The organism is Parajatrophihabitans canadensis, from assembly GCF_053764775.1.
Genome location: NZ_CM132445.1, coordinates 1,768,232 through 1,787,441, shown reverse-complemented (window position 1 = coordinate 1,787,441; position 19,210 = coordinate 1,768,232). Strand labels below are relative to the sequence as shown.

Annotated in this window: 21 protein-coding genes; 13 read left to right on the top strand and 8 right to left on the bottom strand. The window is 63.2% G+C overall.

The window, feature by feature from the left end:
* Positions 1–3 precede the first annotated feature (3 nt).
* Complete coding sequence (locus ACSMXN_RS08700; protein WP_022911464.1) at positions 4–564, top strand: hypothetical protein; 561 nt, start codon at positions 4–6, stop codon at positions 562–564.
* Between the two features lie 9 nt (positions 565–573).
* Here the strand turns inward: ACSMXN_RS08700 and ACSMXN_RS08695 are convergent, their stop codons facing one another.
* Entirely contained in the window at positions 574–1,671 is a 1,098-nt protein-coding gene (locus ACSMXN_RS08695) for a glycosyltransferase (RefSeq protein ID WP_022911463.1), read from the bottom strand.
* Between the two features lie 201 nt (positions 1,672–1,872).
* On the opposite strand from ACSMXN_RS08695, the gene ACSMXN_RS08690 reads away from it, so the two are divergent.
* Positions 1,873–2,502, top strand: a complete 630-nt coding sequence (locus ACSMXN_RS08690; RefSeq protein WP_022911462.1) for a class I SAM-dependent methyltransferase — start codon at positions 1,873–1,875, stop codon at positions 2,500–2,502.
* Positions 2,503–2,604: 102 nt separating this feature from the next.
* Entirely contained in the window at positions 2,605–3,027 is a 423-nt protein-coding gene (locus tag ACSMXN_RS08685) for a VOC family protein (protein ID WP_022911460.1), read from the top strand.
* 39 nt (positions 3,028–3,066) lie between these two features.
* Here the strand turns inward: ACSMXN_RS08685 and ACSMXN_RS08680 are convergent, their stop codons facing one another.
* On the bottom strand, positions 3,067–3,858 hold the full coding sequence (locus ACSMXN_RS08680; RefSeq protein WP_022911459.1) for an SDR family oxidoreductase: 792 nt from the start codon (positions 3,856–3,858) through the stop codon (positions 3,067–3,069).
* 80 nt (positions 3,859–3,938) lie between these two features.
* On the bottom strand, positions 3,939–4,694 hold the full coding sequence (locus tag ACSMXN_RS08675) for an SDR family NAD(P)-dependent oxidoreductase (RefSeq protein ID WP_022911458.1): 756 nt from the start codon (positions 4,692–4,694) through the stop codon (positions 3,939–3,941).
* A 638-nt stretch (positions 4,695–5,332) separates the two neighbouring features.
* Here ACSMXN_RS08675 and ACSMXN_RS08670 point away from each other — a divergent pair.
* Positions 5,333–6,592 carry an ABC transporter substrate-binding protein gene (locus tag ACSMXN_RS08670; protein ID WP_022911456.1) on the top strand — a complete coding sequence of 420 codons (1,260 nt, stop codon included), beginning with the start codon at positions 5,333–5,335 and terminating at the stop codon, positions 6,590–6,592.
* Between the two features lie 224 nt (positions 6,593–6,816).
* Positions 6,817–7,554 carry a GAF and ANTAR domain-containing protein gene (locus tag ACSMXN_RS08665; protein ID WP_022911455.1) on the top strand — a complete coding sequence of 246 codons (738 nt, stop codon included), beginning with the start codon at positions 6,817–6,819 and terminating at the stop codon, positions 7,552–7,554.
* A gap of 162 nt (positions 7,555–7,716) precedes the next feature.
* Here the strand turns inward: ACSMXN_RS08665 and ACSMXN_RS08660 are convergent, their stop codons facing one another.
* The gene (locus ACSMXN_RS08660) at positions 7,717–9,225 is read right to left on the bottom strand and encodes an MFS transporter (protein ID WP_022911454.1); all 1,509 of its coding nucleotides are present in this window, start codon (positions 9,223–9,225) and stop codon (positions 7,717–7,719) included.
* A 136-nt stretch (positions 9,226–9,361) separates the two neighbouring features.
* On the opposite strand from ACSMXN_RS08660, the gene ACSMXN_RS08655 reads away from it, so the two are divergent.
* The 7 genes from ACSMXN_RS08655 to ACSMXN_RS08625 all read left to right on the top strand — a co-directional run bounded on the left by ACSMXN_RS08655 (position 9,362) and on the right by ACSMXN_RS08625 (position 15,166).
* Positions 9,362–10,000, top strand: coding sequence for a TetR/AcrR family transcriptional regulator (locus ACSMXN_RS08655; protein ID WP_022911453.1), 639 nt, complete (start codon positions 9,362–9,364; stop codon positions 9,998–10,000).
* 102 nt (positions 10,001–10,102) lie between these two features.
* A complete protein-coding gene (locus ACSMXN_RS08650; protein ID WP_022911452.1) occupies positions 10,103–11,461 on the top strand; it encodes a diguanylate cyclase domain-containing protein in 1,359 nt (452 codons plus the stop codon).
* Positions 11,461–12,285, top strand: a complete 825-nt coding sequence (locus ACSMXN_RS08645) for an HDOD domain-containing protein (protein WP_155958213.1) — start codon at positions 11,461–11,463, stop codon at positions 12,283–12,285. The genes ACSMXN_RS08650 and ACSMXN_RS08645 overlap by 1 nt, the downstream gene beginning before the upstream one ends.
* A gap of 65 nt (positions 12,286–12,350) precedes the next feature.
* Complete coding sequence (locus tag ACSMXN_RS08640; protein WP_022911450.1) at positions 12,351–12,752, top strand: metalloregulator ArsR/SmtB family transcription factor; 402 nt, start codon at positions 12,351–12,353, stop codon at positions 12,750–12,752.
* On the top strand, positions 12,749–13,219 hold the full coding sequence (locus ACSMXN_RS08635) for an SRPBCC family protein (RefSeq protein ID WP_022911449.1): 471 nt from the start codon (positions 12,749–12,751) through the stop codon (positions 13,217–13,219). Before ACSMXN_RS08640 ends, ACSMXN_RS08635 begins: the two co-directional genes overlap by 4 nt.
* On the top strand, positions 13,216–14,688 hold the full coding sequence (locus ACSMXN_RS08630; protein WP_022911448.1) for an MFS transporter: 1,473 nt from the start codon (positions 13,216–13,218) through the stop codon (positions 14,686–14,688). The genes ACSMXN_RS08635 and ACSMXN_RS08630 overlap by 4 nt, the downstream gene beginning before the upstream one ends.
* A gap of 79 nt (positions 14,689–14,767) precedes the next feature.
* Positions 14,768–15,166 carry a cupin domain-containing protein gene (locus ACSMXN_RS08625; RefSeq protein WP_022911447.1) on the top strand — a complete coding sequence of 133 codons (399 nt, stop codon included), beginning with the start codon at positions 14,768–14,770 and terminating at the stop codon, positions 15,164–15,166.
* On the opposite strand, the gene ACSMXN_RS08620 is transcribed toward ACSMXN_RS08625, so the two are convergent.
* Positions 15,154–16,035, bottom strand: coding sequence for an alpha/beta fold hydrolase (locus ACSMXN_RS08620; protein ID WP_022911446.1), 882 nt, complete (start codon positions 16,033–16,035; stop codon positions 15,154–15,156). The genes ACSMXN_RS08625 and ACSMXN_RS08620 overlap by 13 nt on opposite strands.
* Before the next feature lie 115 nt (positions 16,036–16,150).
* A complete protein-coding gene (locus ACSMXN_RS08615; RefSeq protein WP_022911445.1) occupies positions 16,151–16,849 on the bottom strand; it encodes an SDR family oxidoreductase in 699 nt (232 codons plus the stop codon).
* A gap of 81 nt (positions 16,850–16,930) precedes the next feature.
* Here ACSMXN_RS08615 and ACSMXN_RS08610 point away from each other — a divergent pair, with 81 nt between their 5' ends.
* The gene (locus ACSMXN_RS08610) at positions 16,931–17,395 is read left to right on the top strand and encodes a winged helix-turn-helix transcriptional regulator (RefSeq protein WP_027138968.1); all 465 of its coding nucleotides are present in this window, start codon (positions 16,931–16,933) and stop codon (positions 17,393–17,395) included.
* 21 nt (positions 17,396–17,416) lie between these two features.
* Here ACSMXN_RS08610 and ACSMXN_RS08605 read toward each other — a convergent pair whose 3' ends face one another.
* Together ACSMXN_RS08605 and ACSMXN_RS08600 are read right to left on the bottom strand one after the other, a co-directional pair.
* Entirely contained in the window at positions 17,417–18,040 is a 624-nt protein-coding gene (locus ACSMXN_RS08605) for a PilZ domain-containing protein (RefSeq protein WP_022911443.1), read from the bottom strand.
* A 179-nt stretch (positions 18,041–18,219) separates the two neighbouring features.
* A complete protein-coding gene (locus ACSMXN_RS08600) occupies positions 18,220–19,182 on the bottom strand; it encodes an LLM class flavin-dependent oxidoreductase (RefSeq protein WP_196811116.1) in 963 nt (320 codons plus the stop codon).
* Positions 19,183–19,210: the final 28 nt, after the last annotated feature.

Genomic DNA, 19,210 nt, shown 5'->3' with positions numbered 1-19,210 from the left:
CCGATGAAGCGACATCCCTGGCCGTTGGCCTTGCTCGCACTGGGTTTGGCCGTAGCCGGCTGCACGTCAACTCAGGGAGCCGTACCGCACGCACCGACTTCGAGCGTCGCCGCGAGTACGGCTCAGGCGGTGGGGCCGAGCAAGACCGCGCTGCAGATCTGCGGAGATGATCTCGGCGGCCAGGTGAAGCAAGTCCTCAAGTTGTCAGCGCCGGCCACGACTCAGTCGACGTTCATCGACAATCTGTACACGTGCACGTACGACCTTCCGATGGGTCCGTTGGTTCTCTCCGTCCAGCATTCAGAGACCGATGCGGTGGCAAATTCCTACTTCGAGACCCTTCGTACCAAGCTCGCGCCCACGACGACGTTGATCGGTCTAGGAGAACGCGCCTATGGCACCCCTGCCGGCGTCGCAGTAGTGATCAAGGACAACGAGACACTCCAGGTGAACGCCACCGGCCTGCCCGTTGTCTTTGGATCAGAAAAGCAGAAGCGGACCGACCTTGCCTACGAGATCGCCTCCGACGTGCTCGGCTGCTGGACCGGGGACGGCGACGAATGAGGATCAGGCTCAACTGACCTTGGCGGCCGTCCACTCCATACTCGGCGCATTCACCAGGTCCGCATAGTCGGCCAGGTAAAAGTCCGCGACCCGGGCCGGTGTGAACTCCCTCGCGTAGCTCAGCCCGGCCGCCGAGTCGATGGTGGTCGACCCGCCAAGTACTTGCGCGATTGCGGCGGCTAGGGCTTGCGGATCATCGGCAGCGACGGTCAATCCACGCGCGTCCGACAGAGTGCCGATCAAACCGTCGACCTCGGTTCCGATGACGGGTACGCCGAGACCAAGCGCGAGCACCGCGCTCTGCGACCAGGCCTCCTCACGGGACGGCACGACATGGACGGTGGAGCCGGCGATGTAGGTCCAGGGATTGTCCACCCAGCCAGGGGCAAAGACCCGTCCGGCCAGACCACGCCGCTCGACCTCGGCGACCAACGCGGGGCGCATCGGGCCGTCGCCAAGCAGGTAAGCGGCGACATCAGGCCGATCGAGTATGGCGAGCGCCTCGATGAGTACGTCCGGTCCCTTGTCAGAGCTGAACCGTCCTGCGAAGGTCAGCCGGGGACTGGGTAACCCTGAGCCCGCCGCCGTGTCGAGCCCGGCCACCGGTGATCGAGCGTGCCGAATGACGTCGCTGCCGACACCGGCGTCAACGGCAAACTGCCGCGCCGATGGACCCATGGCATAGAACCGATCGACCCGAGCAGCCACCGGCTGTAGGGCGCGAACGCGCCCGCTCGACCAGTTCACCTCGTTGTGCTCGGTCGCGACGAACGGAGTGCTGCCGATGACCTGTCCGACGGCCCACCAGGCGCCAACCATGTGCGCGTGCACGAGATCGGCGTCGGTCAACTTGTCCGACAGCCACGATGCGAATTCCGTGGAGAGCTGCCACTGAAGGTTTCTGAGCGGGTGAAACGAGAATGCGGTACGAAAGGCGATCGTCTGCACGTCGTACCGTTGAGCGAGCCGCAAACCTTCTTCGGTGGCATCACCAACCAACAGCGTGGTGCGCACGCCGTGTCTGCGATCAAGCTCGGCCGACAGTCGCAACAGTGCAAGTTGAGCGCCGCCCGGCTCGAGCTTTCCCAGAACGCGAATGACGTGCATGATCAGTCCGCCGTCCCGGTCTCGGGGTCGCCCTCGCTGGCTACCCGGAGTCGCTATTGTAGGAGTTCCGAGCGAGTCCACGAAGCCCTGAAACCCAGGAAAGGCCTTTGTTCATCTAGGTTTCATGCGCAGTTTTCCCGCGCGACACTACGCATCTTCCTATTGAGACTCGCATGAACACCGAGTCCGGACGGAGCAACAATGACCGGGTTCACCGCCAACCCCCGCCATGCCGAGGACCTGCACGCCTGGCATATTCTCCGACCGTTGCTCGATGCGGGAAACTACCTGCCGTGGGGCACCGGATCGATGCGACCGAGCGGTTTGGTCCTTGTTTGCAACGAGATTCTTTTTGGCCGCAGATCGAACATAGTCGAATGCGGCAGCGGGGTCAGCACCGTGGTGCTCGCCCGACTGCTTCGCCAGCTCGGTGGGAGCGCGACCATCGTCGCCCTGGAGCACGACGCAGATTGGGCCAGGCTCGTCACCGAGCTGCTGCAACGCGAATCACTGGATGGCGTGGCACAGGTCATTCACGCGCCGCTGACGGGCCAGCCCCTTTGGTACGACCGAACGGCCTTGGTGCAGATTCGTGATCAGATCGACCTGCTTGTGGTGGACGGCCCGCCTGCATACGCTGTCGGGCACGGGCTCAGACGTGCCCCCGCGCTAAGTGCATTCGATCCCAAGCTGGCGCCGGCGGCAACCGTCGTGCTGGACGATGTGGATCGACCAGGCGAGCGCGAGGTGCTGATCGAGTGGGAGTCCAGCACCTCATGGCGGTTCTCGATCGACGACTCTGCCGGGGTCGCGATCGGCCGTCGGCGTTAATCGGGCTCGGCGAGCAGAGCGCTCAGCGATACAGGCCCGAACAGGCTGTCCAACGCGGCCGTATTCGGACCTAGCCGTGCAACGAATGAGAGGCTGAGCACCATGGCAGCAGATATTCACTGGCCAGATGACACACCCGTCGCCCAAGTCCGCGTGGCGCGCCCCACCGACCAACTCGAGGCGGTGACACGGTTCTATCGGGACGGCCTAGGCCTCGTCGAGCTATTCCGTTTCGACGCCCACGCCGGCTACAGCGGGGTGATGTTCGGTTTGCCCGGCACCGACTACCATCTTGAATTCACTTCCCACACGAACGGGAGTCCGTGTCCTGCACCCACTCGAGACAATCTGCTCGTGATGTACTTCGCGACCGCAGCTGCCCAGCAACTCGTGTCCAACCGGTTCGCAGAGCTTGGTTACCCGGCAGTCGCTGCCGAAAATCCGTTCTGGTCAGACAACGGCGGCGTCACGATAGAAGACCCGGACGGCTGGCGCGTGGTGCTGATGCCTACCCCGGGCCTGTAACGGCCGCTCCTGCGGTTGGCTGAAGGTTCGGTTACCGACCTAAAAGTTGGTGCCTCCGTCGATGTTGATAAGCGAGCCCGTGAGGTAGCCAGCCCGCGGCGATAGCAGGAACGCGATCAGCTCACCGACCTCGGCAGGTTTGCCCGGCCGTTCCAAGGCGATTTCCAATCCCCACTCCTCAACCATGATTCGTTCCAGCGCTTCCTCGTACGGGATGCCGCGAGTCTCGGCCGTGTGTGCGCGCAACTGCTGCAGTCCGCTCGTTTCGATCGCGCCGGGACAGATGCAGTTGGCACGAATGCCCTGCGCCCCGTACGTCTTTGCGATTCCCTTCGTGAAGGTAGCGACCGCACTCTTCATCGCCGAGTACGGCAACCGCGCGATCTCGGGAGACCGGATCGAATACGCCGAGGTTGTCACGATCGTGCCGCCGTTGACCGCTAGGTGCGGCAACGCTGCTTCGACCGTTCTGGTCGTTCCCAGCAGCACGTCACGCATCACTTCGATCCACCGGTCGTCGGAGATGTCGAATGGTTCGTGGCCGATCAGGCCAGTGGTCACGGCAACGCCGTCCAGCCTGCCAAAACGTTCGACCACGTCAGCGACAGCAGCCTGAGCACTGCCCGGCTGGCTGACATCGAAAGCCAGACCGATCGCTGCCTTCGCGCCCGCGGCAGCTACATCGTTGGCAGCGGCGGTAGCGCGCGCCGCGTCCCGGCCGATGACGGCAATTGTCGCGCCATCGCCAGCGAGGGCCGTGGCGGCAGCCAAGCCCATCCCCGAGGTACCACCGGCGACGATGAATACCTTGTCGCCTATGAGCAGATCCATGGCATGCCTTTCGGTTGATGTAGTCGCCTTCGGCGAGAGATGTAGTAGTCGCCTTCGGCGAGAGATGCTGGAACGACTGGTCAGGGCGCCTCGGGCGCTTGACCGGCGACGATGGCGGCGAAGCGGCGCTTGACCTCAGGCACCCGCTCGGGGTGGGTGAACGCGAACAGCCGGTCGTCGGAGACGGCGTCGAGCGCGATCGCGGCGACCTGCTCCGAACTCAGTGCCGACGGCATGCTCACACCTTTTTGTGCCATGCCGGTAACGACCAGTCCGGGCATCAGGATCGTGACACCGATCGGGGCCTCGGCCTGGCGCAGTTCGTGAAAGGTGGTCTCGGCCAACCCGAGCAATGCATGCTTCGAAGCAACGTAGGGGCCAATGCCCGCTCTCGCAGTGACCGATGCCATCGAACCCGTGACGAGCAGATGGGCCGGCTCGCCCGCGGCAATCAGCCGCGGTATGAAGGCGCGGAAGACATGAATCGTGGGCCACAAATTGACATCCAGCACTCGATGCCAATCTTGTTGGGAGATCTCCCAGACCCGACCGGGCACGACGATGCCGGCGTTCGAGCACACCAGCTGCACCGATCCCAGCGCGAAGGCGGCGTCCGCGATACGGTCGACCAGTGAGGGATCTGATACATCCCCGGCTATTGTCTCGACCGTGACACCGTATGGGCGCAATGTCTGCGCAGCCGTTTCGAGCCGCACGTCGTCGATATCGCTGAGGACAAGATTCAGGCCAGCCTCGGCAGCGGCCGAAGCGAGTGCCAATCCGATGCCACTTGCCGCGCCGGTCACGACCGCAACTCGCCCGCTCTGAAGCCTCATATGCATCCCTCCGCGCACCTAATGGATCGTCCTGCCCGATTGCACCCTCTTGTGGGCGCCCGAAGCGGGACGCGACCGTTCTGAGCCGAACGTCTCTGCCCGAGCGTTCTGGACTGTATATCGCGGCCACCCATCAACTGGGTAGCGCGCACTCCGCGATTCCAGCCGGTGGCGTGCAGCTTGGGCTACGAACGGGTAACGATGTCAGGATTTCAGCGGCCGATGAACCTCTTCGACGGTGCGTGTCCCGTAGCCAATAACGATTTGGCATCGCGTATCAACAACGTCTCGACCCGGACATCGGATGCGTCAAGTGGACTCCGCGATCGGAGAATTCCGGCGACGATCCCGATAACCAAGGGCCTCAATCGATTTGATTGCTGTGGTACTTACCGTTTGAGCAACGGTATCGACCACGAGAGCGGCTCTTTCAATTGGATCAAGAGCGTTGACGTCCTCTTGAAATCCCCCTAGTCTCGGGCCACCACAGCGAGGCTCGGTGGCGGCACGGCAATCCGGCCGTCGCGCCATGCGCTTTAGCAATCTGACCAATCACTGAACAAGTGCTTGGTCGAGGGCTTTGGGATTCTGCAGAATCTCACCCCCCCGTTCACCCACCGTAATCGGAGGCTTGGCACATGCGAGGAAGAGCAATCCGCATCACCGTCACGGCGATCGCCGTCGTGGCGCTAGCAACAACAGCGTGCAGTTCGTCGAAGAAGTCAAGCGACGGATCGGCCGGAGGCACCTCGGCCGCGACCGGCGGAACGATCAAGATCGGTGTCATCACCGATAGCAGCGGACCGTTCTCTTCGTCCTTCACCACGACCGAGAAGGGAATCAAGGCCTACACGGAGTCCATCAACGCAGCCGGCGGTGTCAATGGCAAGCAGCTCGACTACGTGATGGCTGACACCACGTCAACCGTTCCCGGCGCACTGCTCGCAGCTCAGAAGCTCGTCCAGAAGGACAAGGTCTTCGCGGTGGTCGAGGTGTCCGCGGTATTTTCCGGCGCGCAGCCCTACCTTTTGAAGGCTGGCATCCCCGTCGTGGGCGGTGGTTTCGACGGACCCGAGTGGAACGTTTCGAGCAACACGAACCTGTTTGCCGCAACCGGCGTGACGGATTACTCCAAGGTCAACAGTGCTCCGGGCGAGTTCATGAAGTCGCAAGGGGTAACAGTGTGCGGTTCGATCGGCTACCCGAACGCAACCGCCGGACCCTCCGCGGTTGCCGTTGTGAAGTCATGTGAAGCGGCCGGTCTCAAGAACGGTTACCTCAACACGCAGGTCCCGACCGGCTCGACGGATGTGGGCGCCATTGCGATCGCGATGAAGAATGCCGGCGTCGATGGCGTCAGCATCCCAGTCGTGGCGAGCACCGGGTTCGCGCTGGCGGCGGCCCTGAAGCAACTGGGTGTCAAGCTCAAGGTGCTCTTGCTCGCAACGGGCTACGGAGGCGACTTGCTGGCCTCCCCCGCGGCGGTTACAGCGGGTCAGGGATTCATGTTCTCGTCGGTTGGAAACCCGGTTGAAGCCAACACGCCGGCGACCCAGAAGTTTGTCGCGGACTTGGCCAAGGTGGGCGTCACCGACACACCAACCTTCGCCGAGCAAGAGGCGTACATCGCGATGTCTGCAGTTGATACCGGTCTCAAGGCCGCTGGCAACAACCCGACGCAGGCATCGTTCAGTACCGCCTTGCGGGCTGTCCATGATTTCGACGCAGGAGGCTTGCTGAGCCCGGCCAAGATCGACTTCTCGAACTTTGCCGGCGCAGCAGCGGGTGCAGGAGCGGGTGGCTGCATCTTCGCTGCGACTCTGACCAACAAGACCTTCGTGCCGGTTCCGGGAACGCCACTCTGTGGAAAGACGCTGCCGGGTCTCACCACTGGCTGAGGATGCCTGGCGGAACAACTCGCCTCAACCGAATAGAGACTCAACCGAATAGAGAACTGCCCGGATCCGCATCGGATCCGGGCAGTTCTGTTGCAGCGGCGATCTGGGACGTGCTCCGGCGCTAGCCAAAAAGGGGTTACCCTCGAGGTAGCCGGGTGAATTTTGCACGGTGGTCGTGGGCGTACAGCCAGACTGCGGCACCTTCGTGGGGCTGGAGTCCTGATATGCCAGAGTTCCGAGACCTTTCAGATCTGTTCGCACAACTCGGCCGAGACATCGCGACCAACACAGCGGGTGACTCCGCGCTGGCGGTAATCACCGCCGCCGCAGTTCACGCCGTCGAGGGTGCTGACGCCTCTGCCGTCACCCTGGTCAGAAATGGCAAGTTCGAAACTATCGCCTCGACCGGCGATCTGCCCGGCCAAGTAGACGCGATTCAGTACGAACTTGGCAGCGGCCCCTCCGTGGACGCGGTACTCGAGCAGACGATCTTTCACAGCAATGACCTGCGCAGCGAGCTCCGATGGCCTGATTTCGCCGATCGGGCGGTGGTAGAGACCGGGGTCTTGAGCATGCTTGCGTTCCGGATGTTCTTCGAAGAACGTGATCTGCTCGCCGGTTTGAACATCTACTCGGTCAAGCCGGAGGCTTTCGACGATCTCGCCGAGACGACTGGACTCATTCTCGCTACTCACGGTGCTCTGGCCCTTGCCGGCACAACCCGGCTGCGACGGATCGAACATCTTGAACGGGCCTTGGCGTCCAATCGCGATATCGGCGTGGCGATGGGAATTCTCATGATCCGCCACCTGGCCACGAAGCAACAGGCGTTTGACATGCTGCGTGTGGCGAGCCAGCACAGCCACCGCAAGCTGGGTCTCGTCGCACTGGAAGTCATCGACACCGGGCAGCTTTCGTATCCAGGCGCGCGTCACGCCGAAGCCCGGTCAGAACCGACGTAAAGGCTGCAGGCATGTCTGACTTGCCGGCGTTGATTTGTCGCGGCTGATTCGCTGATCGATCAACGGCACGGCGGGCAGGACGATGAAAGCTGCCCTGCCCGCCGTGCCGCACTCGGGCCGTACCTGCCGGTTGGACTAACCGGCGCCAAGAACCTGCAATGCTTAGTGTTCTACTACCATCGGTGTCGCCGCAGGTCGCGGAGCCCGGACCGTCAGCGCAACGAGTACCCAACCCGCGACCAGGAACAGGGTCGCTGCCACGAATGCCCGGTCGGCCGCATAGACGAACACGTGATTCGCTTGCTGTACAACGTTTGCTCCCACCAGCGGGTGAGACTGTGCATGGGTGCTGGCTGAGCCGAATACCGTTACCAGCACTGCCACTCCGAGAGTCCCGCCGAGTTGCTGCATCACATTGATGAGCCCCGAGGCAGCCCCCGCATCTTCGGGCGCCACACCTACGAGTGCGGCCTGGGTCAGTGTGACGAGCGACAACCCGTTGCCGATGCCGAACAGCAACAACGACATCAGGATCGATGCGTAGGACGAATCAGCACTCAGTCGGCTCGCCAGCAGAAGTCCCAGCGTCGAAAATCCGATTGCGGCGAGCATCAGTGCCTTGCCGTTGAAGCGATGCACCAGCACCCGCGCAGCCAGCTGGGAAGACGCAAACACGGTCAACGGGATCGGCAAGAATGCGAAGCCGGTCTGTAGCGGGCTGTAGCCGAGAACGTCCTGCAGGAACTGGGTCAGGAAGAAGAACATCCCGAACATGCCGGCGAAGAGCAGGCCACGCGCGACGTTGGCACCGCTTCGACTCGGATTCGTCAGCAGCCGCAGCGGCGTGATCGGTTCCTCGGCGCGAAGTTCGGTGAGCACGAAGGCCGCGATGAGTACGACGCCGGCGAAGAAGGACAGCAGAGTGAATGAGTCACTCCAGCCGTCGCTGGCAGCACGAACGAAGCCGTACACCAGGGCGCCTATCCCGATAGTCGAGGTCAAGGCTCCGGCGTAGTCAACCCGGCCCGTGAGCCGCGGAGTCTCCGGCAGGACTGCTCGCCCTGCGAGAAACACGATCACGCCGATCGGCACGTTGACGAACAAGACCCAGCGCCAGGACGCCCACTCGGTGAGCATGCCTCCGGCCATCAGGCCAATCGCGCCGCCGCTGATCGAGACGGCAGTGAAGAGTCCGATTGCCCGTAGCCGCTCGCGGCCTTCGGGAAACATTGTGGTGAGCAGCGCCAGCGAGGATGGCGCGGCGAACGCACCGCCCACGCCCTGCAGGGCCCGTGCCGCGAGGAGGAACCACCCCGTGGTTGCGAAGCCACCGGCGAGCGAAGCAAGTGTGAAGACCGCGATGCCGCCGAGGAATACCGCGCGCCGACCCAATAGATCACCCGCGCGAGCACCGAGTAAGAGCAACCCACCAAAGGTCAGGGTGTAGGCGTTGAGCACCCAGGAGAGCTCGGAATCGGAGAAATGCAGGGCCGTCTTCATGTCAGGCAACGCGACGTTCACGATCGTCGCGTCGAGCACCACCATCAACTGGCAGGTCAGGATCACTGCCAACACCAGAGATGCGCGGTTGATGCGTCCGCTGGGTTTCAGTCTCGCCAGCGGGGTCCGGCGCATCGATGGCGCCGGCTCGAGGATTGTGTTAGAGGACATTGGATAGTCGACCTCTCAAAGGTTACGATTAGTTAAACGGAAGCTCCCTCCGAATACTATACGGAGGCTGCCTCCGGTTATGCAAGCGAATTGTGTCAGTGGTGACATGAGGTCAAAGAAGGGGAACAATCGAGCGATGGGTGCCACGATCGACGCAGCGACCGAAGCCGCGGGCGCATATGCGCCGGCCGGTGACGGCGGCGCTGAGACCTCAGCTGCGCTCAGCCGGCCGATGCGCGCCGATGCGCGACGCAACTACGAGCGCTTGGTCGCTGCTGCCCGAAAAGCCCTCTCCGAGCGGGGCAGTGACGCGTCGATGGAAGAAATCGCCAAGAGCGCCGACGTCGGCGTCGGCACGCTTTACCGGCACTTTCCCCGCAGGATCGACCTGGTTGAAGCGGTGTACCGCGACGATGTCGACGCGCTGGTCATCAAGGCCGATGAGTTGGCCGACCATCCCGAGGCCTGGGATGCGCTGGTTGCCTGGTTGGATGCATTTATCCATTACGCGCAGACAAAGCGGGTATTTCTCAACGAGCTACACGAAGCCTTCGAGAAGAATCCCGACCTGGCCTCCAATTCCCGCGAGCGCATCGGCGCGGCAGCCGGCAAGGTTCTCGGACGGGCCCAGCTCGAGGGTTCAGCGCGCGCTGACATCGATCAAAGCGACCTCATGCAGCTGGTCAGCGGTATGTGCATGGCACGTCAGGCCACTCTGGAGCAGAACGAGCGGTTACTGAAAATCGTCCTCGACGGTGTGCGGTCCCCGAGCTGAGCGGACCGCCGCAGGCCCTCCAGCTCGTACGTCGACCCAGCGCGCAGCGGCCTCTTCCCAGAAAACACTCATAAACCCTCGGCCCGAGTCGATTCTAGGGACATGTCCGCAGCGATCGTCACGCTGGCCGGGGTCTCCTCAGCACCCGCCCGTCCCGCCGACGCGCTCGCCGTCGCTGCCGACGAAAGTCCGTCCCCCGCTCTGGTGCTGTGCCCCGTCGCAGACCGCCTGATCGTCCGCTGGATCAACCAAGCTGCCCTGAACATGCTCGGCCTGGAGCGTGACGAAGTTGCAGACGCCGACCTGTCCGATCTTCAAGGCGAGGGTCGGGCCGAGCTCGCCGACTGGACCGATATCGTCATCCGTGCAGTGTCTGATCCCGATGAGCTACCGGCATGGGAGTGGCACAACGCGGCCGTAGACGTACCCGATCGGCGGCTGTCCGCAGTGCAGGTGATGCTGCGTCCAGTCGCTGCGGATTGGGTCGTCTGGCTCCGCCCGATCATCGATGGCCAGCTTGAAGCTGAAGTAGCTCGACAGGAATCGGAACATCGGTTCCGAGCACTGGCCGAACATGCACCGGTAGGCATCATCCTGTCCGAAGCAGGTGTTCGACTCGGTTTCGTCAACGACAAGTTCGCCGATATCTCCGGTACCCAACGGTCCGCGCTTCTGGGTAAGAGTTGGCTCACGACCATCCACCCGGAGGATCTGCCTGCGTTGCTGGAGATTCTGGACGAGGTGCTTGCCGGCCAGCCTGTCGAGGCAACTGTCCGAATGTTGTCGGTATCGGATTCGCAGCGCTGGGTACAGTTTCGCCTTACACCAGTTACCACTCCACGGCGGGCGGCGGGATTCCTCGGGACAGTAGAGGACATCACGGCGCGCCGTGCCAGAGAGGCGCAACTGGCATACCAGGCCGGACACGATGCACTTACCGGATTGGCCAACCGCCGCAACCTGATTGACGCTCTCACCCAGCTCTTGACGAGTCGGCGGACGCGCGACCGCGACGCTGCGATCCTGTTCTGCGACCTTGATGCTTTCAAACACATCAATGACACGCTCGGCCATGATGCCGGCGATCGCGTCCTGATCGAAGTTGCGCAACGACTGTCAGCGACGGCTCGCGATCATGACCTCGTCGCCCGGATAGCGGGCGACGAATTCGTCGTCCTGATCCGTGAGATCGGCGGACTTTCCGATGCAGCTGCGGCCGCTTCGCGCCAGCTGGAGGCGTTGGCCGCGCCGATGCGCGTGGCGGGAACCGTCGTGACGGTGTCAGGCAGCATCGGCGTCGCGATGGCACGCGAGTACGAGACGGCGGCCGAACTGCTGCGAGCCGCCGACAGTGGCATGTACGAGGCCAAGCGTGCTGGCGGCGGGATCTACCGGCGAACGCCATCGAACCCAAAGGCACCGATAGGATCGGGCGACGCAACGACCGGCGAGGCTTCGTGATGGTCGCACCAACGCGTCCGCGGCCGGACGACCGGACAAAGGCAGAGGTGCCCTCACGCGCAGCGGCTGCAACGAGAGTGCTGCTCATGATCGACGATCCCGACAGCGGAGTCGCTGAACTGGCCAACGCAATCGGTTGCGATCCTGCCTTCACCGCGCGGGTGATGGCGCTGGCCAACTCGGCGTACTACGGCCTTGGTGGACGCGTCGGCAGCGTGCAATTCGCAGTCTCCGTCCTAGGGTTTCAGACCATCAGGGCACTGGCTGTTTCAGCGGCCGCGGGGCTAGACCGACCGGATTCGGTACCGGTTGGTTTCTGGGAGCAGGCGGCGGTGTCTGCAACCGCGGCCAGCGCTGTCGCACCCATTCTCGGGGCCAATTCCCAGAGCACTTTCTGCTTGGGACTGCTGCACACCCTTGGTTCCGCGCTATTGCACCAACGTTCGCCGCTACCCCAGTTGTGCCTACCCTTCGCCGCAGATAGCGACGAGCTACAGCGACGAGAGCTCGAGCTCTACGGTGTCGGTCACGCCGAGGCCGGCGCGGAACTCTTGTCCTCGTGGCGATTTCCGCAGCAACTGTGCGAGTTGATCCATTCCCATCACGAGGTGCCGTTGCCGGACGCCAACGCGCTCTCTCGCTCACTGAGCGCGTCCCGCGAGATAACCGACCTCGCGCTGAACGAACACGCGGATCGAGCGCGCTCTGAGCACGTTCTACTACGCCTGAGCGAAGGCCGCTTGACGCCCAGCCAGCTCGATCCGCTGCTGTCAAAGGTCATCGAGACCTCGGCGAGCTTGTTGAGTGGACTAACGGCCTCCTGAGGCAAATCTCGGCGAACTCGTGAAGCGGACTTGACATCCGCTGTCAGATCGCAATACTTAAGGACATGCTTAAGTATGAGGATCAGCTCGACCTGGTGTTCCAGGCGCTCGCCGATCCGACTCGACGCGTGATTGTCGAGCGGCTGAGTCACGGTTCTGCGTCGGTCAGCGAGTTGGCCAAGCCACTGCCCATGTCGCTGCCCGCCGTCCACCAACACCTGCAGGTGCTGGAAAGCAGCGGTCTCGTGCGATCAGAGAAGCTCGGACGGGTCCGCACCTGTCATCTGGAGCTGAAAATGCTCAATACCGCCGAGCACTGGATTGAGGCGCGCCGGGCCATGTGGGAGCGCCGCCTCGACCGACTGGACAGCTACCTGGCGAGCCTGCCGCCTGAGAATCAAACCGATTCAAGCGGCGGAAACGCTGCCTCCACGACCTCCACCCCGAAGAAAGGAAAGTCCACATGACTCGCACCGTCGCACACGACACCTTTGTCATCGAGCGCCAGTACGCCGCCTCCCCCGCCCGGGTCTTCACCGCCTTTGCCGATCCCGCGGCCAAGGCCCATTGGTTCGGTGACCCCGGCACACCCACCAGCACGCCGCACGAACTCGACTTTCGCGTCGGCGGACGTGAATCGATGCGCGCCGGCGCACCCGGCGACGGACCCAGCTTCACTTACGACGCCCTCTACCAGGACATCGTGACCAATCAGCGAATCGTCTACTCCTACGAAATGACGATGAACGGCAACAGAATCTCCGTGTCAGTGGCTACGGTCGAACTGATTGGTGAAGGTACCGGAACGCACCTGATCCTGACCGAGCAGGGCGCATTCCTCGACGGCCTCGATACCGGCGCGATCCGCAAGCAAGGCACCGAGGAGCTACTTGACGCCCTTGGCCGCTACGTCGACGCCGCGAGCCCGTCATGATCACCGATCGGCGCATCGCGCTCTACGTGTTGTGCACCGGCATGCTCATGATCGTGCTCGACGTCACCGTCGTGAATGTTGCGCTCCCATCTATTCAATCCGACCTCGGGTTCTCTTCGTCCAGCCTGGCCTGGGTTGTCAACGCCTACCTGATCGCCTTCGGCGGCCTCCTACTGCTGGCCGGCCGGCTCGGTGACACTTTCGGCCGGCGGCGCGTTTTCCTCTCCGGAATAGGAGTGTTCAGTCTCGCATCGCTGGTGTGCGGTCTCTCCCAAAACGCCCTGATGCTCGAACTCGCGCGCTTCGTCCAAGGCGCTGGCGGAGCACTGACCTCGTCGGTCATCCTCGGCATGATCGTCACCATGTTCACCGAACCCCGTGAACAGGCCCAAGCGATCGGCGTCTTCGCCTTCGTCGCCTCCGCAGGTGGCGCCGTCGGTTTGCTCGCCGGCGGCGTCCTGACCCAGTTGATCAACTGGCACTGGATCTTCTTCGTCAACCTGCCAATCGGCCTCGCAACCGCCCTACTCGCACGGCGATTCGTGAACACCGATGAAGGCACCGGCCTGAGCGGGGGCCTCGATATCAGCGGCGCAGTCCTCGTTACGACCGCCTTGATGCTCGGCGTGTACACCATCGTGAAGCCGGCCGCCGACTACGGCTGGAGTTCAGGACGAACGCTCGGCTTCGCCGCCGCAGCCATGACCCTGCTGGTGGCCTTTGTACTGCGCGAAGCCAAGGCTGAGAATCCGTTGATGCCATTGCGGATATTTCGCTCCCGCAACGTGTGCGGCGCGAACATCATCCAGGTTCTCGGCGCGGCCGGCATGTTCGGCACCTTCTTCCTCGGTGCACTCTACGTCCAGAAGGTTCTACACTACGGCCCCTTGAAGATCGGCTTCGCCTTTCTGCCCGCGTCGGTGTTGATGGGCGCGATCTCGGTGCGCTATTCAGATCGGTTGATCGCCCGCTTCGGCGCGCGCCACCTTTGCACCTTCGGCATGAGTTGCATCGGGGCTGCGTTGGCGTTGTTCGCCTTCGCGCCGATCGGTGCCAACTACTGGTTGCACATCTTCATCCCGCTGTCGATCATCGGCGTCGGCGCCGGGCTGTGCTTCCCGCCGCTGATGGGATTGGCGATGTCTGGTGCGACCGCCGATGATGCCGGGCTGGCCTCAGGCCTGATCAACACCACCGGGCAGGTCGGCGGTGCGCTCGGCCTTGCCGTCCTGGCGACTATGTCTGCAACACGCACGAACCATCTTTTACAACAGGGTAGTTCGTCGGCGTCGGCACTGACTGGCGGTTACCACCTCGGGTTCTGGATCTCCTCCGCCCTCGTGTTCGCCGGTGCCCTGGTGTCGATCTTCGTGCTGCGAGACGCCGGCGATGGCGACACGCCTGAGACGACCGACGCCAAGCTCGGCCAGGATCGCGACGATGCCGCACCGACCTTGGTATACGGCTAGGTCGTTATGGCGACACGGCTGTATACCGATCTCGGGACGGCCGATGGCCCGACAGGATTGAACCCGGCACAATAGGAATATGACAGAGTCCGCAGCAGTCAATCTGACCAAAGCGCTGGCCTCGTTCGATGAGGTCTACAGCCCGCGGATCGTCGCTCGCATGAACGACTACGACGTTCGCGTCGCGCACACCCTGGGCGAGCACATCTGGCATGTGCACGAAGATACCGACGAGTTCTTCCTGGTACTCGATGGCCAGTTCGATGTTTCCCTACGCGACCCGGACGACGGGCACGAGCGAACTGTGGTTCTGCGCGAAGGCGATACCTTCGTCGTCCCAAAAGGAACCGAGCACAAGCCGTCCTCGCCCGGTGGGTCGATTCTCATGTTCGAGCCGAGCGGCACGTCGAGCACCGGTGATCGTCACGAAGGCGATATTCCCGCCAACGTCGACAGCACCACCGGTCACGACTTGTGACGGCCGGAGATCCGAACGATTTCGTTGATGAAGTCAGGCCAGAGCACGGCCGGCAGGTCATGGCCCATACCGTTGAAGCCCACGAAACGCGCGCCAGGGATTGCCTTCGCAAGCGCGATGCCACCTGAGGGTCCGACCAACGGATCGTGCAGCCCATGCATGACCACGGTCGGAACGGCTATCCGGCTCAGGTCGACAGTGCGATCGGACTGCGCCATGACGGCCGCCAACTGTCGACGCTGACCCGCCGGGTCATACGCACGGTCATAACTCTGCGCGGCAAACTCCGCGACGTCGGCCTCGGCCAACGCGTACGCAGGCGACCCGATCATCGCGAACATCTCGACACTCGCGGCTATCGCTGCCTCCCGATCGGGGGCCGGCTTTCGGCGCAGAACACTTGAGAGCACCTTCGGCGCAGTCCGCCCGACCCGGCGAGAACCCGTCGAAGTCATCACGAGGGTAAGGCTGGCGATCCGGTTCGGCTCGCTCAGCGCGACCAACTGGGCGATGAACCCACCCATAGACGCACCAACGAGATTCACACCGTCGAGCCCGAGCGCGTCCATCAGACCCAGAGTGTCTGCAGCCAAATCGTCGAGGGTGTAGGCAGGCTGGCGGCGGCGCAATGCCACCGCCACCGGATTGGGTACTGACAGGTCGTCGAGGTGAGTCGACAGCCCCGAATCGCGGTTGTCAAAGCGAATGACGTAGAAACCCTCCGCGGCCAGCTGCTTACAGAAGGCCTCAGGCCACCCGAGCATCTGAGTGCTCAGACCCATCACGAGCAGCAGCGGCGGATCGGACGGATCGCCAAACGTCTCGTATGCGAGGACGATGCCGTTCGCGTCTGCCAACCCCGGTGCCATCCGCACAGCATGTCATTCGATCTTCAGCCCCGCATCTTGAGCCATGGGCTGCCTGATGCGCAATTAACTTAGGGCTTCGCAGCCTCACCGATCCCAGCCGGACGGCACGGTCGCCTCAGGCAAACTGCGGATACAGCGCTGCTGATCCGCCGGCGAGACCGGCGCGCACCTGAGCGCTCAGGTCGTCGGCGATGATCTCGATGTCACCAGCTTCGAGCCCGTCCAGCGCCAACGCAGCGATCACCGCCGGGTCATGCTTGGGCGCCTTGACCGCCCGCACCAGGTCGGTGTCCATGTACCCAACGTGCAGAGCACTCACCGCAGTGCCTTGGTCGGCGAGTTCCACCCGAAGCGCGCTGGTCAGCGACCATTGCGCCGATTTGGCCGCCGAATACGCGCTCATCTCAGGTGTGGTGTACCACGACATGACCGACAGCACGTTCAGGATGGCGCTGGTACCGGCGGCGGCAAGTTGCGGCGCGAAAGCTCGGGTAACCGCAAGCGTTCCGAAGAAATGCGTTTCCATCTCAAGGCGAACCTCATCGATCGGGGCAGGCAGCAGCGAGCCCCCGAGGAAGATGCCGGCGTTGTTGATCAGAATCGACACGTCCCCGGTCGCCTCTACCGCTGCCTGAATCGAAGCGTCGTCGGTTATGTCGAGCGCGATCGGGATTGCGCCAGCTATGTCAACGGAGTCGGGATTGCGCGCCGAGGCGTAGACCTTGGCGCCACGCGTGATGAGTTGGTCAGCCAGGTGTCGGCCGAGGCCGCGGTTGGCTCCGGTGACAAGGGCGGTACTTCCAGCAAGCTTCATTGGTATCTCCATGGTGTCTGGGTTTGTTTTTCCAATCTAGCCTTCTGGCTAGGGAAAGGCAACTCAGGGTAAGCTGGAGTCATGGCAAGCTCGAATGTGCTCGACCCTTATTGCTCCATTGCTCGCAGTCTCGGCGTGATCGGCGAACGATGGACCTTTCTGATTCTGCGCGAGGCCTTCGACGGCGCAACCCGATTCGCTGACTTCCGCGATCGGCTGGGTGTTGCACCCGACGTCCTCACCGATCGGCTCACCACCCTTGTGGAGTACGGGGTCATGACCCGTGAGCCCTACCAGGAACCGGGTACCCGATCCCGTTACGCCTATGTCCTAACCTCGTCGGGCCAGGACCTTCGGGTCGCGCTCGGAGCGCTGCAACAGTGGGGCGATGAACATCTCCCGCGCCAGGACGGCCCGACGATCGAGCGGCGTGCACAGGACACCGGACGTCCGCTACATGTCGGCTACATCGATGACCGAGGCCGCGAAGTGCCGCTGCAGAACGTCTCGTTCATCCGTACCAACGCTTACCCGACCGCCTCCTGACCTCAGTCGGCTGACGGAGTTCTACTGCTGCGACTGCACATGCCGTCGCAGGGTGTCAGCGGCCGGCACCGGCTGGTCGAACTGAATGACGACCTCTCGGCGATCCGCACCGTCCGCCGAGAACTTGCTTGCGGTGACCCGCCCGTCCAACTGCACTTCATGCGAGCCAAGCGCGAAGGTAGCCCGCACCCTCGCGTTACGCCGGGCAGCCCAGATTGCGCTCGCGTCTATCAGGCAGCGGTTCGCCACCTCACTGATGTCGAGCAATTCACCGGTTGCCGTCCTCGGCGCCAGTGACCTGATCTCGTCCACGAGCTCCGTCACGGTAATCGGACCGCTAGCCGGCACCCGCACCCACGATCGCCGCTGCTCACGCCATGGCTCCCCCGTCGGTTCCAGATCCCACAGCCGGGTCTCGCCGTCGTGGCGCATTTTCGCGATCCGGGCGCGCACCTTGTTGACCGCGCCATCTCCGGACGCCCAACTGAGCGTGAGGTCGGCGCCGATCAACAAGGGCACCCCGACAGCCAGCTGTTCGGGACGCAGGACAGTCAGCTGTTCGGCAGATACCCCACGTGTTTCGCTACGATGTTCGCCGCCGTCCTCATCGCTGAGCACGACGGATTGGCCCACCTCGGGCAGCATCTCTGGCACCCAGCACCCCCGTATCGCCAGTCGAATCAGCCCAGCCGAATCAGCCCAGCCGAATCAGCCCAGTCGAATCAGCCAGTCGAATCAGCCCAGCCGAATCGTGCATGCCAACGCTCTGGACGATACAGCCGCAGCTGGCTGGATCGAAGGCACAGCGATGCAGGTCGCAGCGGCTAGTCGCGATCGAGTGCCATTCGGGCGAAGGTCTCGAGCTGGCGTTCGATATCAGGTCCGCCAGGTTGATAGGCGATCTCGGTCACACCGGCAGCGGCCCACTCATCCAGACGCTGACGCAGCTCGGACGAGGTCGCTGTCGCGGTAATCGTCGGAATCAATGCACTTGCGGCGTCGACGACAGCCTCATCTGCTTCATTGAGGATGACTTGATGGCCGGCATGCACCGCGAGATAGCGACGGTCCGGCGGCGTCAGCTCGATGGCCTCTCGCCATTGTCGGCCGCCTGGTAAGTCGTCGACCGCGGCCGCGCCGCCACGTTCGTAGGCGACGTGATAGAGCACGGCAACTGCCGGAGCCACCGCAGCGATCGTTCGAGGCGAATCGGCCCGTTCGCCGTCGTCCAGAACGCTGCCCCACATCAACAAGGTCCGTGAACCGTGCTCGGCGGCACGCAGCACCTCAACACTCGAGGAGAAGACGCCGTCTCCGAGTTCGGCGGCGACCCGTTGACCCTTCGGCCCATCGGCACCGATCAGAATCGGAACGTCGACGGGCCGTGCCGCTCCGCAGCCCGGCGGGTGCAACATCCGAAGCACTCGACCCTGCCAGGTGACGTCCTCACCGCGAAGCAGGCCTCGCAACGTGGCCACATAGGCGGCGACATCGTCCCAGCGCATCGGTCGCTCGCCAAGGATGACACGGCCGGTGAAGCCACTACCCAACGCGATCGCGACCCGGTCGGGTGCAAGCTCGGAAAGGGTGGCAACGGCGGCCGCGGTAACCATCGGGTGACGCAGGCTGCCGACGATCACCCCAGGACCAAGACCGATAGTGGTCGTCCGGTTGGCCGCCAGCGCCAGGATCATCCACACATCGGGCAAGACAGCCGGTGAGTCGTAACACCAGGCCCGCTCGTATCCCAGTCGTTCAGCCAGCGCGATCTGATCGGGCGTGTCCATGGATGTCGCGAATGCGCACGATATGCGC